The sequence below is a fragment of the Kitasatospora sp. CB02891 genome (assembly GCF_002803145.1).
Classification (GTDB): Bacteria; Actinomycetota; Actinomycetes; order Streptomycetales; family Streptomycetaceae; genus Kitasatospora; species Kitasatospora griseola.
Genome location: NZ_NNBO01000006.1, coordinates 363154 through 378277, shown reverse-complemented (window position 1 = coordinate 378277; position 15124 = coordinate 363154). Strand labels below are relative to the sequence as shown.

General features: G+C 72.6%; 16 protein-coding genes. 10 read left to right on the top strand and 6 right to left on the bottom strand.

Annotation, left to right across the window (positions count from 1 at the left end; all coding sequences use genetic code 11):
• Positions 1-7: 7 nt before the first annotated feature.
• The 3 genes from CG736_RS16795 to CG736_RS16785 all read right to left on the bottom strand — a co-directional run bounded on the left by CG736_RS16795 (position 8) and on the right by CG736_RS16785 (position 2878).
• Positions 8-403 carry a hypothetical protein gene (locus CG736_RS16795; protein ID WP_100587021.1) on the bottom strand — a complete coding sequence of 132 codons (396 nt, stop codon included), beginning with the start codon at positions 401-403 and terminating at the stop codon, positions 8-10.
• Entirely contained in the window at positions 400-954 is a 555-nt protein-coding gene (locus tag CG736_RS16790) for a hypothetical protein (protein WP_100587020.1), read from the bottom strand. The genes CG736_RS16795 and CG736_RS16790 overlap by 4 nt, the downstream gene beginning before the upstream one ends.
• A gap of 67 nt (positions 955-1021) precedes the next feature.
• Entirely contained in the window at positions 1022-2878 is a 1857-nt protein-coding gene (locus tag CG736_RS16785) for a serine/threonine-protein kinase (protein WP_100587019.1), read from the bottom strand.
• Between the two features lie 197 nt (positions 2879-3075).
• Between CG736_RS16785 and CG736_RS16780 the strand changes: the two genes are divergently transcribed.
• Positions 3076-3948, top strand: coding sequence for an MBL fold metallo-hydrolase (locus tag CG736_RS16780; protein ID WP_232734033.1), 873 nt, complete (start codon positions 3076-3078; stop codon positions 3946-3948).
• A 12-nt stretch (positions 3949-3960) separates the two neighbouring features.
• Here the strand turns inward: CG736_RS16780 and CG736_RS16775 are convergent, their stop codons facing one another.
• Positions 3961-4929 carry a serine protein kinase RIO gene (locus CG736_RS16775; protein WP_100587018.1) on the bottom strand — a complete coding sequence of 323 codons (969 nt, stop codon included), beginning with the start codon at positions 4927-4929 and terminating at the stop codon, positions 3961-3963.
• Positions 4930-5322: 393 nt separating this feature from the next.
• Between CG736_RS16775 and CG736_RS16770 the strand changes: the two genes are divergently transcribed.
• The 9 genes from CG736_RS16770 (at position 5323) to CG736_RS16730 (ending at position 13169) form a co-directional block, all read left to right on the top strand.
• Positions 5323-5670 (top strand): PadR family transcriptional regulator, encoded by a 348-nt coding sequence (locus CG736_RS16770; RefSeq protein WP_100587017.1) that lies wholly within the window; start codon positions 5323-5325, stop codon positions 5668-5670.
• The gene (locus tag CG736_RS16765) at positions 5667-6635 is read left to right on the top strand and encodes a hypothetical protein (RefSeq protein WP_100587016.1); all 969 of its coding nucleotides are present in this window, start codon (positions 5667-5669) and stop codon (positions 6633-6635) included. Before CG736_RS16770 ends, CG736_RS16765 begins: the two co-directional genes overlap by 4 nt.
• 127 nt (positions 6636-6762) lie before the next feature.
• Positions 6763-7347, top strand: coding sequence for a hypothetical protein (locus CG736_RS16760; protein WP_157815611.1), 585 nt, complete (start codon positions 6763-6765; stop codon positions 7345-7347).
• Positions 7348-7409: 62 nt separating this feature from the next.
• Positions 7410-7835, top strand: a complete 426-nt coding sequence (locus CG736_RS38620) for a helix-turn-helix domain-containing protein (protein ID WP_100587014.1) — start codon at positions 7410-7412, stop codon at positions 7833-7835.
• On the top strand, positions 7832-8194 hold the full coding sequence (locus CG736_RS16750; protein WP_100587013.1) for a DUF4180 domain-containing protein: 363 nt from the start codon (positions 7832-7834) through the stop codon (positions 8192-8194). Before CG736_RS38620 ends, CG736_RS16750 begins: the two co-directional genes overlap by 4 nt.
• A 127-nt stretch (positions 8195-8321) precedes the next feature.
• Entirely contained in the window at positions 8322-8633 is a 312-nt protein-coding gene (locus CG736_RS16745; RefSeq protein ID WP_100587012.1) for a helix-turn-helix transcriptional regulator, read from the top strand.
• Between the two features lie 141 nt (positions 8634-8774).
• Positions 8775-9986: an MFS transporter gene (locus tag CG736_RS16740; RefSeq protein WP_100587011.1), complete on the top strand. Its 1212-nt coding sequence runs from the start codon at positions 8775-8777 to the stop codon at positions 9984-9986.
• A gap of 266 nt (positions 9987-10252) precedes the next feature.
• Positions 10253-12466, top strand: coding sequence for a M9 family metallopeptidase (locus CG736_RS16735; protein WP_232734032.1), 2214 nt, complete (start codon positions 10253-10255; stop codon positions 12464-12466).
• A gap of 70 nt (positions 12467-12536) precedes the next feature.
• Positions 12537-13169, top strand: coding sequence for a dienelactone hydrolase family protein (locus tag CG736_RS16730; protein WP_100587009.1), 633 nt, complete (start codon positions 12537-12539; stop codon positions 13167-13169).
• A gap of 18 nt (positions 13170-13187) precedes the next feature.
• On the opposite strand, the gene CG736_RS16725 is transcribed toward CG736_RS16730, so the two are convergent.
• A complete protein-coding gene (locus tag CG736_RS16725) occupies positions 13188-14279 on the bottom strand; it encodes a winged helix DNA-binding domain-containing protein (protein WP_100587008.1) in 1092 nt (363 codons plus the stop codon).
• A 93-nt stretch (positions 14280-14372) separates the two neighbouring features.
• Complete coding sequence (locus CG736_RS16720) at positions 14373-15071, bottom strand: hypothetical protein (RefSeq protein ID WP_100587007.1); 699 nt, start codon at positions 15069-15071, stop codon at positions 14373-14375.
• Positions 15072-15124 lie beyond the last annotated feature (53 nt).

Here is a 15124-nt window from a genome sequence, read left to right as displayed (position 1 = left end):
CGGGCGCTCAGAAACGGCGGAAGACTCCGTCGGGGCCGGCGGCGCGGACGAAGTCGACGAAGTCCAGGTTGGCGATCGACAGGTTGTTCTCGATGCTCCACAGTGCGGCGGCGGCCACTCGGACGGGCGGGGTCGCCGGGTCGCGCAGGTAGGCGGCCAGGAGCGGGAGTTCGGGGTCGGCGAGGGTGCGCCGGTCGGCCACGACCAGCAGCGGGTGGCTGTAGTGCGGTGGCAGCCGGGCCGTCAGGTCGGCGACGGTCAGGCCGACGAAGGCGGGGTCGTCGACCGGGACGACGACGGGCAGGAAGCCCTCCCCGGTCGGGGTGGCCATCACTTCGCACAGGCGCCGCCAGGCCGCGGGATCGGCGAACTCGGTGCGCACCACCAGGGCGCCGGTGGTCATCGGGCGCCGTCGCGGAGCAGCAGCAGGTCGAGGGAGTGCGCGTGGGCGTGCGAGGCCCAGGTGGGGAGGTGCTCGGTGAGGAACCAGGCGGCGTCCTCTAGGTCGTCGTCCTCCAGGTTGGCCGTGGGGTGCTCGGGGAGCGACTCGGGGTCGAGGGCGGCGAGGTCGGCCAGCACGGTGGGGAGCGCGGCGTGCGGGGTGAGGGTCGGGCAGGGCCAGGGCCGGTCGTCGGTGGCGCCGTCCGGCCAGGGCCAGCGGCGGGACCAGAGTTCGGCGAGCGCGGGCAGGCCCAAGGTGCGGAAGACGCCGGTGAGTTCGTCCCAGTGGCGGCCCGCGAGGACGGCCTCGCCCAGCGGGGTGCCGAGGGTGCCCGCGAGGGCGGGCAGCAGGGCGGTGTAGCGGGAGTCCGCATCGGCCCGCAGGCGGCCGGAGAGCAGCTCGGTGAGGGCGGCGGACCGCGGGACGCCGAGCAGCCCCGTCCCGCCCGAGCCGGGCAGGCGCAGCAGCAGTGCGGCGTCCACCGCGAACGCGGTGACGTACTGTTCGGCCATGCCTGGCACTCTTCCCCAGGGGTGTGACAACTCCGGTGCGGCACGCGGGAGTCGGGTCGGGATCGGGTCAGGAGAAACGGAAGAGCTGGGACTTGTCGCCGGGCGAGCAGGTGGTGATGGTGAGGGTGTTGCCGGTGCCGCTGTCGGTGAGGCAGCTCTGGACGCCGTAGCCGAACTTGAGCTGGAAGGTGCCGGAACCGGCGTCGACGACGTACCAGTTGGTCATGTCGCCGTAGGAGCCGGAGCCGGCCAGTTCGGCGATGTTGGGGCTGCCGGCGTAGCGGCCGCCGAAGACGACGCCGCTGCCGCTCTTGCAGGCGGTGAACGTGGTCTGGCCGGTGCCGTCGGTGTTCTTGATCCAGCCGTAGGAGGTGTTGCGGCCCGACACCACCGGGACGCCCGCCGTCAGCGCGTCCGAGCCGAGGCCGGCGGCCTGCCCGGTGCCGACGTTGACCAGCCGTCCCCAGCCGCTGCCGCCGCAGCCGGAGGCCGGGCCGCCGCCCGCGGGGGGCTTCGGGGTGGTGGGGGCGGGCTGGTTCGGGGTGGAGCCGCCACCGCCGCCGCTGTTCGAGCCGCCGCCGCTGTTGGAGCCGCCGCTGTTGGAGCCGCCGTTGGTGGAGCCCCCGTTGTTGGCGCCTCCCGACCCGCCGCCCGTGTTCCCGCCGGTGTTGGTGTTCGAGGAACCGCCGCCGGAACCGTTGTTGGCACCAGCACCGGCACCCGCGCCCGGGTCGGGCGTGCCGCCGGGCGGGACGGGGCTGCCGGCCGGGTCGGCGGACGGCGGGGCGGAGGACTGCGGCTGGGCGGCGCTGCCTTGGGCAGTGCCCGACGGGGATCCGTTCTGGCCGGAACCGTTCTGGCCGCCCGGGGAGTCGGCGCTGGTGCTGGACTCCGGGCGGTGCTGCCAGGGCAGCAGCTGGAGCTGGTGGGCGGTCACTCCGCCGCCGGTGACCAGTACCAGCGGAAGGACCAGGGGCACCAGCCATCGTCGGCCGGGGCGTTCGGTCTGCCGGGGCGCGGTGGGGGCGTCCGGGGCGGCGACGGCGGGCGGGGTCTCGTCCGGTCCGGCGAGGGCGACGACGGCGCCCAGCCCGGCGGGGGTGGACATCGCCTGCCGGGCGGCGACGGCCATCGCCGCGGCGTCCGGGTAGCGCTCGCCGGGCTCCTTGGCCAGCGACTTGGCGACCACCGCGCGCACCGGCGCGGGCACCGCCGCCGGTAGCTCCGGCACCGGCTCGCGGACGTGCTTGAGCACCACTTCCAGTGGGGTCCCGCCGGTGAACGGCGGCTTCCCGGCGAGGAGTTCGTACAGCACCACGCCGACCGAGTACAGGTCGGAGACGGCCGAGGCGTCCTTGCCCTCGGCGCGTTCCGGGGCCATGTACAGGGCGGTGCCGATCACCGCGTGGGCGGTGGTGATCCGGGTGTCGGCCAGCGTCCGGGCGATGCCGAAGTCGGTGACGGTGACCCGGCCGTCCTGGTCGATCATCAGGTTGGACGGCTTGATGTCGCGGTGCACGATGCCCTGCAGGTGCGCGGCGTGCAGGGCGTCCAGCACCTGCGCCGCGATGTCCAGCGCCCGGTCGGGCGGGAAGGTGCCGCGGCCCTTGGCCCGGTCCAGCGGGCGGCCGGTCAGCAGCTCCATCACGATGTACGCGATCTTCGCGGACGGGTCGGAGGCGTCCTCGCCGTAGTCGTGGATGTGCACCACGCCGCGGTGGTTCATCGCCGCCAGCACGGTCGCCTCGCGGCGGAACCGGGCCGCGAAGACCTCGTCTTCCATCAGCGCCGGAAGCACGATCTTCACCGCGACCTGACGGCCCAGCACCTGGTCGTCGGCCCGCCAGACCTCGCCCATGGCACCGCTGCCGAGCCGCTCGGCGAGGGCGTAGCGGCCCCCGAGCACCGTCCCCCGACCCCACATGTCCCGTTTCCCCCGAGCATGGTGTACGACCTGTCAACAAGAAGAGTCTGGCTGCTCGGCCACCCGATGGGAAGGCCGGGCCCCTCTTCGCGCGGCGACTCTACACGCCGTCCGGGCACGTCCGTTCGAATCGATCGTTGGTACTGACGTACGGTCAAGTGGCCGGCCGTGCAGAAGATATTCGGAGGAACCGCGCAGTGACGATCGACTTCACCACCGGACGGCCCGAGGCGCGGCCGCTGGACGTCAGCTGGCACCACGGCTCGCCGTCGGCCAAGCACAACACCGACCCCGACCTGCAGGTGTACGCGTACGACGAGCACACCGTGATCCTGCGGCAGAACATGGCCGTCAACTACGAAGCGCCGTTCCTGTACCTGCTGTTCGGCAACGAGCGGGCCGTGCTGATCGACACCGGGGCCACCGCCGAGGCCGAGTACCTGCCGCTGCGGCGGACCGTGGACGAGCTGATCGACGGCTGGCTGGCGCGCAACCCGCGGGAGGACTACCGGCTGCTGGTGGTGCACACCCACGCGCACGGCGACCACGTCGCCGGGGACGGGCAGTTCGCGGACCGGCCGGCGACGGAGCTGGTGCCGGCCGGGAAGGACAGCGCCTGGCCGTGGTTCGGCTTCGACGCCGACCCGGAGGCCGTTGCCCGGATCGACCTCGGCGGGCGGGTGCTGGAGTGCCTGGCCACCCCCGGCCACCACGCCGCCTCGGTCACCTACTACGACCCGTGGAGCGGATTCCTGCTCACCGGCGACACCGTCTACCCCGGCCGGCTCTACATCGAGGACTGGGCCGCGTTCGGCCACAGCATCGACCGGATGATCGACCTGGCCGAACGGCGGACCGTCACCCACGTGCTCGGCTGCCACATCGAGATGTCGGTCCGGCCCGGCCTCGACTACCCGATCCGCTACACCTACCAGCCGTACGAGGCCCCGCTGGAACTCACCGTGGCGCACCTGTACGAGATCCGCGGGGCGCTCGGCGCGACGGCCGCGCACGGCGGAGAACCGCGGCGCATCACGCTGCCGCGGTTCATCCTCTGGCCGAGCGACTGAGCCGGCGGCCGGTCAGCCGCGCAGCCTGGCGTCCTCGGCGAGCGACGCCACCAGGGCCTCCACCTGCTCGGGCGGCAGGCCCCGGGAGACGAACCAGGCGCCGACGTTGCGCACGTCCCGCTCCAGGAAGGAGCGGCCGCGCGGGTTCGCCACCACGTCCACGATCTGCGGGACGTCGATGATCACCAGGCGGCCGTGGTGCACCAGGATGTTGTACGCCGAGAGGTCGCCGTGCGCGTAGCCGTCGTACGCCAGCAGGGAGAGGCTGCGGCCCAGCTGCTCCCAGAGGTCGTCGATGTCGGCCTCCTCGGCGCGCAGTTGGGCCAGCCGCGGGGCGGCCGTGCCGGCCTCGTCGCCGATGAACTCCATCAGGATCTCGGTGCCGGTGATCTGCACCGGGTACGGCACGGCGACCCCCGCCGACCACAGGCGGCACAGCGCCGTGAACTCGGCGGCCGCCCACTGGCCGGCGATCGCCTCCTTGCCGAACGCGGTGCGCTTGGCCATCGCCCGGCTGACCCGGGACTCCTTGTGCTGGCGGCCCTCCAGGTAGCCCGAATCGCGGTGGAACATGCGGTGCTGGGCATCGCGGTAGCGCTTGGCCGCCATCAGGGTGCGGCGCTCGGTGCCCGGGACACTGCGCTCCAGCAGGAAGACGTCCGCCTCCTTGCCGGTCTTCACGATGCCGAACTCAGAGTCGACGGCCGCGAGTTCGGTGATCACCCAATCGGGGCGCGGCTGCGGGCCCTTCTCGGTCGGGGTGGACTGGTCCCACGTCGACCAGCGGTCGCCCACGGGCGGGCCGTCGGTGACCGGGGGGTTCTCGCCCTCCGAGTCGTCGAACTCGTCGTGGTCCTCGGCGGGGAAGTACAGGTACTCGGGCTCGGCGTCGTCGAAACGGTCGGCCTTGCGGCCACGACGGGAAGCGCCCTTGGGGCGGATACGGGAGAAGGAATCGCTGTCGGCAAAGCGCTCGCGCACTGCGGTGGCTCCTGAGGAGTGGCCCACCGGGGCGCGGTACGACGCGCTGTCAGCCGGTGGGGAGAAGACGGGGGGAGGAGGCGTATGGCGCGCAGGCGAAAGCGCGCCGCGTCACGGCGGCAACCATCCTGGCCACACCTCCTCACTCGTCTCACCACCCGCGCATGGGTGCTTGCGGGCGGACTCGGACCACCTTAGTCAGTGCACCGGTGGATGCAAACGGTTTTTTCGCGGAGCCGGAGAGGCGGGGGAACGGGGCGCGAGGGCCGGGGAAGCGTCGCGCGGGGCCGGGTCCGAGGCCGGGTCCGAGGCCGGGTCCGAGGTCGGGCTCGGGCGCGGAGGGTGCATAGCTAAACCATCGACATATCTAAACGGTTGACCTATCGTTACGGCATGACAGACCGTCAACTGACCGAGCCGACCAGGCTCGTGCTCACCGCGCTCGCCGACGAGCCCCGGCACGGGTACGCGATCCTCCAGGAAGTCCTGGCGATCACCGACGGCCGGACCAAGATGCTCACCGGCACCCTCTACACGGCACTGGACCGGCTGCTCCAGCAAGGGCTCGTCCGGGTCGAGGGCGAAGAGGTCGTGAACGGGCGGCTGCGCCGCAGCTTCGCCCTCACCGACCAGGGCCGCCACACCCTGACCGAGGAGACCCGGCGGCTGCGGGCCGGCGCGGCCGAGGCCGAACGGCGGCTCGCCCTCGGCGGGTTGCGGCCGAGCGGGGGAACGGCATGACCCACTCGCTCACCTCCGGAGCCGGGCTGCTGCACCGCCTCTACCCCGCCGGGTACCGGGCCGCGCACGGCGAGGAGATCGTCGCGGTCTTCGCCGAATCGGTCCGGCGCGCCGACCGCCGCACCGCCGTCCGCGAGTGGGCCGTCCTCGCCGCGCACGCGCTGCGGCTGCGCACCCGGCTCAGCTCCCGCGACCCCGCGGGCCGGGTCCTGGCCGCCGCCGCCCCGTTCCTGCTGGCCGGCGGGGCCGCCCTGGGCGTGCTCCACCTGCTGACCGACCTGATCCTGCCGGGCGCCCACTACGGCTTCGAGCCGCCCTGGGTGGCGGACGGCGTCCAGGGTGCGCCGTGGGTGCTCGCCCTGCTGTGCGCCGCGCTCGGTCGCTGGACTCCGGCCCGGGCACTCGTCCTGGTCGCCGTGGCGGCGGCGCAGTTCCGTCCGGAGCCGGCGTCCATGTCGTCCGTCCACCTGGTCCAGCTCTGGGCCGTGATGGGCGTGCTGGTGCTGCTCGCACCGCCCGACGCGGTCGACCTCTCCCGGCGGGGCCGCAGCCGGGCGGTGGCCGCCGCGATCGCCGTCGCCCTGCCGATGTGCGCTGTCGACGCCCTGTGGATCGGCTACTGGGGCGAGGACTCCCTCGCCGTCCAGTTCCCGCCCGCTCAGCAGCTCCCGCTCGACGCCCTCGCCGCCTGGCCGGCGGTCGTGATGGCCCTCGCCTACGCCCTGCGCCTCGCCGACCCCGCCACCGGCCGCCTGCGGGCCGCCGGCGTCGCCCTGGCCGCCCTGCCCTGGGCCGCGATGACCGCCGCGCCCCTCTATCGCAACACGCCCCTCGACGCCCAGGAGCTGCTCGGCAACGCCGCCGTCGTCCTCGCCCTGCTGGTCGTCGCCACCGCCGTCGGCCTGCTCCGCCGCAACCGCCTCGCCGGCGCGGCCCGACCGGAAGCGTCCGACCCGCTGCACTGACCGCGCCTGCACCGGCCGGCAGCCGAGAGGCCCCGTCGATCCCTGGAGGTCAGGGCGGCGGGGCCTCGTTCGCGTGGAGTCGAAAACGGGGTGAGTGGGGCGGTTGCGGCTGCCAGGCTGTTGAGCCATGAGCACTTCACGCGCTTTGCCGGTTCTGCGAACTCCCGACCTGACGGCGGCCCATGGGGCGGTCCGGCGCCTGCTGGGCCTCGTCATCCCCATGGACGGCTTCCACGTCGGCGCGTCCGTACAGGCGCTGACGGCGGCGGAGGCACAGCGCATGGTTGCCGCGTTCCCGGACGGGGTGGTCGGTTCGGCGGATCCGAGCGGCACCGTGTCCAACGACGAGGTGCGGGCCATGGCGGTGGCGGGGGATCCGCGGGTGGCGGACTTGCTTCCGGTCGAGCTCCACCTGGAGAACCGGCCGGTTGGGTCGATCGAGGAGGCGTTCTTCGAGGTGGTCGGGGCCGGGACGGGGTCGATCGACTGGGACTGGTTCCACTGGCCGGCGGTTCCGGAACTCGGGCTGGGGGCCCGGCACAAGGACGCGCACCTCCAGGTCGCCGTCAACAGCCTGGACGTGTGCGGTGACGTGCAGGCCGCGGTTCACACCGTCTTCATCCACTTCCGGTCGGGCGACGAGGACCGCGCCGAGTGGCTGGCGCAGCAGGTCGGGCTGCGGCCGGTGGGGCCCGTGGAGTTGGGCTGGTAGCGGATTGCGCCGTATTCTTCCCTTCAGGTCGCGCGATGAGGAGCGATAGGGAAGGATGCGGCGTGCAGGAGTTCTACTCCGTCGAGGATGTGGCCGAGCTGTTGGGGCTGCACGTGAAGACCGTCCGGGGCTATGTCCGGGACGGGAAGCTGAAGGCCGTGCGGATCGGGAAGCAGTACCGGATCGCGCGGGCGGAGGTGGAGGCGTTCACCGGGGGAGGTGGGGTCGCCGACTCCGTGGGTCCTTCGCGGGCGGAGGTGTCCGCGGTGGTGCAGGTGGACGGGGTGGGGCGGGCGGAGGGGGACCGGCTGGTGACGGCGGTGCTCGCGGCGGCGGGGGCCTGGTCGTCGGGGGAGTCGCGGCCGTTGTGGGTGCAGGCGGTGCGGGACGAGGCACGGAGCGGCCTGCGGTTCGTGGTGCTGGGGCCGCCGCGGCGGGTGGGGGACGTGCTCGGGTTGATCGACGATCTGACGGGAGAGGTGCAGTGACGGCGGTTCAGGAGCTGGGCGGGGTCCAGGTGCTGGTGTGCGCGGCGGCGGGCGAGCCGGTCGCGGGCGAGCAGGACGCGGTGGACCTGCTGGGGAACGCGTACTACCTGGGGGCGTCCTGGGTGGCGGTGCCGGTGGAGCGGTTCGGGGCGGAGTTCTTCCGGCTGCGCAGCGGGGTCGCGGGCGGGGTGGTGCAGAAGTTCGCGCAGTACCGGATGGGTCTCGCGGTGGTGGGCGACGTCGCGCCGCACGTGGAACGGTCGGACGCGCTGCGGGACTTCGTGCGGGAGAGCAACCGCGGGCTGCAGCTGTGGTTCGTCGCCGACCTGGAGGAGCTGGCGGGGCGGTTCGCCGGGTAGGTCGACGGGTCGGCGGGGGAGGCGCGGCGGAGGCGATGTGCGACGCGCCTCCCCCGCGCATTTGACACGATTCCAAAAATCGCAAAAAGTAGATACGACATCGGCGGAACGAGTCGAAGGGCGCATCGTGGACCAACTGGCCATGTACAAGGCGTTGGCCAACCCGGCGCGCCTGCAGATCCTCCAGTGGCTGAAGAACCCGGCCGAGCACTTCGACGAGAGTGCCTACCGCGAACAGGGCCTGGGGTTCCACATCGGCGTCTGCGTCGGTGACATCCAGGCGCGGTCCGGCCTCTCCCAGTCCGTGGTGTCCAGCTACCTGCAGGCGATGAAGGACGCCGGCCTGCTGGAGTCCGAGCGGATCGGCAAGTGGACGTACTACCGGCGCAACGAACGGATGATCCAGGCGCTCGCCGCCCATGTCCGCAACGAACTCTGACCTCCTGCCCCGAGCGCGACGAGGCGGCCCGCTCCACCGGTGAGCGGGCTGCTCGCCGTCCCGCGCCCCACTGTGGGCTGTCATATCTAGTAACCGCGATATGTGGATATCAATCGCCCGCTCTCCCCCGGAAAGACGATCATGAGAAGAAGCTCGCCGGCCGTCCTGGCGCTTGCCGTAGGTGTCTTCGGCATCATCACCACCGAGATGGGCATCGTCGGCGTGCTGCCGCAGGTCGCCTCCAGGCTGAACGTCAGTGCCTCCACTGCGGGGCTGCTCGTGGGATCCTTCGCCCTCGTCGTGGCCGTGTCCGGCCCGTTCATGACGCTCGCGGCCTCCCGCCTCGACCGTCGGGCCGTACTGGCGGCCGCCATGGGCGTCTTCGCCGTCTCGAACGCGGTCTACGCACTCAGCACGCACTTCGCGGTGATGCTCGCCTTCCGCATCGTCCCGGCCCTGCTGCATCCGGTCTTCTTCTCGGTCGCGCTCGCGACGGCAGTGCGACTCGGCCGGCCGGAGGACGCGACCCGCGCCACCGCCCGGGTCTTCGCGGGCATCACGGCGGGCTTCGCCTTCGGCGTGCCGTTCACGTCCTACCTGGCGGACCACTTCTCGCTCCAGGCCGCCTTCTGGTTCGGCGCGGCCGTCAACCTGCTCGGCCTCGCCGGCGTCCTGCGGTTCCTGCCCGCGATGCCGGCCGGCGAGCGGCTGTCCTACGGCAGCCAGTTGCGGGTGCTGCGCAGTGGACGGATCTGGCTGAGCGTCATGTCGGTCGTCCTGGTGTTCGCGGCGCTCTTCTCCGTGTACGGCTACTTCGCGGAGTACCTCGGCGCCGTCACCGGAATGAGCGGCTCGCGGATCAGCGTGATGCTGATGGCGTTCGGTGTCGTCATGGTCTTCGGCAACTTCGCCTTCGCCGCCCTGCTGCGGGTCGGTGCGATCCGGACCGTGCTGCTCCTCCCGGTCCTGTTCGCCCTCGTCCAGGTCCTGGTGTTCGCCCTCGGGGCACGGACCGCGCCCATGCTCGGTCTCGTTCCGCTGTGGGCGGCCGTGCACTCCGGCGGGCTCATCGTGTGTCAGAACTGGCTGGGCCGCGACACGCAGGACGCGCCCGAGTTCGGCAACAGCCTGTTCGTCTCGTTCTCCAACCTGGGCATCACCGTCGGCACCGCTGTCGGAGGGTGGGTGCTCGCCGCGCTGGGCAGTCGGTCGCTTCCGTGGGTCGGCGTCGGGTTCGCCCTCGCCGCTCTGGCGGTCGTGGCGCTGCGCCTGACCTGGGACCGGAAGGTCGGCGCGACGGCGGATCGGGGCGCGCCGGCCGTGGACCGCGGTGCCCCGGCGACGGTCCGCTGAGGGTGGGCCCGTCCTTCCGGTGCGGGTACGGCGATGGGGCTCGGGCGTCAACTCCGGGGTTATGCGGGGCAGTTGATCCGGCCGCGAGGGGTTCCGGCGTGAGATGACATGTGCAATTGTACATGTCACCGGTCGTCGAGCGATTCTCCGGCGGCCGTCCCCCACCCTCTGCCGCGCCCCCCAAACGCGGCAGCACATCGGCCCGGAGGCCCCACGTGCGAACCTTCCGGATACCGTTCGCGTCCCCCGCGCGAACGTGGAGTCTGTTGCTCTCCTTCTGCCTGGCCCTCGGATTCCTGGCTGCTTTCGTGCCGGGCGCCCGGGCGGCCGCCCCCGCCGCTCCCACCGGCGACCGGCCCGCGAAGGCGTCGAAGTCGGCGCCGCGCAGCACCGAGGCGGCCGAGCGCCGCAAGGACTCCGACCGCGACCTGCGGTCGGACGCCAGCAAGCGCCCGCCGGTCGCCGTCAAGGGCGAGCCGGAGCAGGCCAAGTCCCTTGCGGCGGCCGCCGCGTGCAACGTGTCCGACTTCACCGGGAAGACCGGCGCCGCGCTGGTCGCCCAGATCAAGTCCGCCACGGTGGACTGCGTCAACTCGCTGTTCCTGCTCAAGGGCAACGACGCGAAGCTGGCGTTCAACGAGGCGCAGATGGTGAGCGTGGCCAATGCGCTGCGCGACGTCTCCGCCGGCTACCCGGGTGACGACTCGACCTCGGCCACCCAGATCGTGCTGTACCTGCGGGCCGGGTACTACGTGCAGTGGTACAACGCGGACGTGGTCGGCCCGTACGGCAGCAGCCTGAAGTCCGCGATCGAGGGCGGCCTGGACGCGTTCTTCGCCGCCCCGCACTCGCAGGACGTGACGGACGCCAACGGCGCCACGCTGGGCGAGGCCGTCACCCTGATCGACAGCGCGGCCGAGAACGCCCGCTACCTGTCGGTCGTGAAGCGGCTGCTGAACGGCTACAACAGCGGCTACGACGCGTCCTGGTACATGGTCAACGCCGTCAACAACACCTACACGGTGCTCTGGCGCGGCCACCAGAACAGCGACTTCCTGCCCGCCGTCCAGGCGGACCCGAGCGTGCTCGACACCCTCCAGTCCTTCGCCACCCGCAACAACGGGGTGCTCGGCGGGACCAACGACTTCCTGGTCTCCAACGCGGGCCGCGAACTCGGCCGGTTCCTCCAGTACCCCGCCCTGCAGGCGAAGGTCCGGCCGCTGGTGAAGAGCCTGCTGGACCAGAGCAGCATCACCGGACGGACCGCCTCGCTGTGGGTCGGCCTCGCCGAGATGACCGACAGCTACGACAAGGCGAACTGCGCCTACTACGGCACCTGCGACCTGGCGAACCGGCTGAAGGCGGCGGTGCTGACCGTCAACTACACCTGCAGCCCCAGCATCCGGATCCTCGCGCAGGCGCTGACGGCCGACCAGCTGAACACCGCCTGCACCAGCCTGAAGGGCCAGGACGCGTACTTCCACGGCGTGGTCCGGGACAACGGCGCGGTCGCGGGTGACAACAACACCACCATCGAGGTGGTGGTGTTCCACTCCAGCAGCGACTACCAGACCTACGCCGGAACCATCTTCGGGATCTCCACCGACAACGGCGGCATGTACCTGGAGGGCGACCCGGCCGCGGCCGGCAACCAGCCGCGGTTCGTCGCCTACGAGGCCGAGTGGGTCCGCCCGGCCTTCCAGATCTGGAACCTCAACCACGAGTACACCCACTACCTCGACGGCCGGTTCGACATGTACGGCGACTTCGACGCCGGCATGACCACCCCGACCGTCTGGTGGGTCGAGGGCTTCGCCGAGTACATCTCCTACTCCTACCGGGGCGTCGAGTACACCGACGCGATCACCCAAGCCGGGCTGCACACCTACGCGCTCTCCACCCTGTTCGACACCACCTACGACAACGCGGACCAGACCCGGGTCTACAACTGGGGCTACCTGGCGGTCCGTTACATGCTCCAGTCGCACCGCAGCGACATGGACGCGGTGCTCGCCAAGTACCGCGCCGGTGACTGGAACGGCGCCCGGACGATCCTGAAGACCACCATCGGCACCCGGTACGACGCCGACTTCAACAGCTGGCTGACCGCCTGCAACGCCGGCAACTGCGGCGCCACCGTGCCGACCACCCCCGAATGCACCGGCGCCGACACCCGGCAGCTCGACCAGAACTGCCGCCGCTCCAACGTCGCCGCCACCGTGAACAACTACGCGTACTTCTACCTGTGGGTGCCGGCCGGCACCACCAGCCTGACCGTCACCGTCTCCGGCGGCACCGGCAACGCCGACCTGTACTACAACGGCGCCAACTGGGCCACCACCGGCTCGTACACCGCCAAGTCCACCAACAGCGGCAACACCGAGACGATCACCGTCGCCAACCCGCCCGCCGGCTACAACTACGTCAGCCTGTACGCCCAGCAGGGCTTCAGCGGGGCGTCCGTCAGCACCTCGTACTGACCCGCGCACCCGAACGGCCCGGCCCACCCACCGGTGGGCCGGGCCCCGGTGCGTTCCGGGATGGGAGATCATGGACGGTCGAGCACCGAGCACCAGCACCGAGGAGCCATCCGTGGCCGAGATCGTCCTGTTCCACTCCGCGTACGGCCTGCGCCCCGCCGTGCACCGGGCCGCCGACCGGCTGCGCGAGGCCGGGCACACCGTGCACACCCCCGACCTGTACGAGGGCCGGACCTTCGACGAGGCGGAGGAGGGCATGGCGTACCGCGACGAGGTCGGCAACGACGAACTGCTGCGCCGGGCCGTCACCGCCGTCGCTCCACTGCTGCCCGCCAAGAACGGGCTGGTGTACGCCGGGTTCTCGCTCGGCGGGTCGCTGGCGCAGAACCTGGCGCTGGCCGACGAGCAGGCCCGCGGGCTGCTGCTCCTGCACGGCACCTCCGACCTGCGGGAGGACGCCGCCACCGGCATCGCGGTGCAGCTGCACGTGGCCGAGCCGGACGCGTACGAGTCCGAGGACTGGCTGAACACCTGGTACCTGCAGATGACCCGGGCCGGCGCCGACGTCGAGGTGCACCGCTACCGGGGCGCCGGGCACCTGTACACCGACGCCGAACTGCCGGACTACGACGCCGAGGCGGAGGCCCGGACCTGGGCGGCCGCGCTGGACTTCCTCGCCGAGCTCGACGAGCAGCAGGACTGACCGGACGGGCTCCGGACGTCAGGGCGCGAACGCCACCGCCAGGCCGGTCGCCCTCGGCTCCAGGAACGCCAGCAGGCGCTCGCCCTCCGCGACCAGCTCGGGCCGGGCTCCGTGCTCGACCAGCGGGGTCAGGGTGAGCTGCGCCGCGCCCCGGGTGCAGGTGTGGCTCCACAGCCCGGCGACCAGGCCGTCCACCAGGTAGGAGGCCAGCAGGGTGCCGTTCACCGCGCGGTAGACCTGCGGCTGGAGCGCGGCGGGCAGCATCCGGGTGCGGTCCGCGTGCGACAGCAGCGCCGCGTCCCACTTGGGCAGGAACCGCACCGGCAGGACGCGGTCCGCCGCGCCGATCGGCGGCGCGTCGGGCAGGTCCAGCAGCTCCCGGCCGTCCTCGGCCCGGTACGTCGTCAGCTCGCCCAGCTCGGCCAGCGCCGGGTCGACCTGGCGCAGCGTCAGACCCGCGAAGTGCGCCAGGTCGGCGCGCGAGGCCGGCCCGAACGCCGCCAGGTAGCGGCGCGCCAGCCGGGCGGTGGCGGCCGGCTCCGGCGGCAGCTCGCCCGGCCACAGCACCAGCTGCGGCTTGCCGTGCGCCCGCCAGTGCCCGGACGGGGCGACGTGCACCAGCGGCAGCAGCGCCCGCGCGTAGTGCAGCAGGTCGTCGGTGCGCACTCGGCCGCCGGAGATCTCCGCCACCTGCTCGCGCAGCTCCTGCGCGCTGCGCGGCACCGCGGCGAACTCCCGCAGCCGGGCTTCCAGTTCGGCCTCGTCCAGGCCCGCCGTGCGGTGCCGGCCGCGCAGCGGGACCAGCCACTGGCGGCGCCAGGCGGCGGCCAGGTGGCCGTAGTCCTCGCCCGGCACCAGGTGCAGGGTGCCGCGCATCAGCGTCGACTTCACCACGCTGCCGTCCCGCAGCGCCGCGTCCAGCTGCCCGGTGGTGAAGCCCGGCAGCCGGGACCAGAGCGCGAGGTGCGGCGACGGCGAGTACTGCGCCTGCAGCGCGGCCAGCCGGCGCACCCCGTCCGCCGCCGACAACGGCTCGGCGCGGTCCAGCAGCTGCCGCTCGAAGGAGCAGACCGTCAGCTCGCGGGCGGACAGCGTACGTGCGGCGGGCATCGCCGGATCTCCTCTCGTCCCCGTCGGCCCCCGGGATCCGGCGGGCCGACGGCGGGCACTCTAACAACCCGTCAGGACAGTCGGCCGGGTCGCTCAGACGGACGGCGGCACGGGCGGCGCGGGCGGCACGGGCGGCGGCGGGGGCGCCCCGAATCCGGCCCCGAATCCGGGCCCCGCGTCGGCGGAGGGGGCGGCGGAGGGCGGCTGCGGGGGCCAGTACCCGGCGGGCCCGGCGGGCCGCGAGGGCGTGCCCCAGGCGCCCGGAGCGGGGGCGGCGGGCGGGTACGGGGCCGGGTAGGGGGACGGCGCCGGAGCGGACTGCTCACGGCCGGCGGCCGCGATCAGCACCACGACCAGCGCGATCACCACGTCCAGCACGAGGGTGGCGGTGAGCAGCAGGAAGGTCGCGTCCTGGTGCAGGATGCCGTCGGCGCCGCCGTTGACGACTGTGGTGATCAGCGCGGTCGCCGAGCCGTAGCCGTTGACCGCCAGGACGGCGACCGCGCCCGGCCGGGCCCACCGGCGGCCGTTGACCGCGCCGAAGGCCAGCACCAGCGCGGTGATCACCAGCGCCGTGTCGTAGCCGGTGAAGGCGGCCGGGGCGGGCACCCAGTACTGGGCGTCGACCGGCACCCCGAGGGCGATCGGCAGGTAGTGCAGGCCGCTGCGACTCAGGTCGTAGCCGAGGACCGCGAGCTCGATCGCGACCTGCACCAGCAGCAGGAAGCCGATCGCGGGCAGTCCGCGGCCCCCCGGGCGCGGGTTCGACTGCAGTGGTTGGACGAAGGCCATGGCGGGTCCCCTCCCGTAACCGTGCGGTGGATCGGAGGTTAGCGCTTCCACGT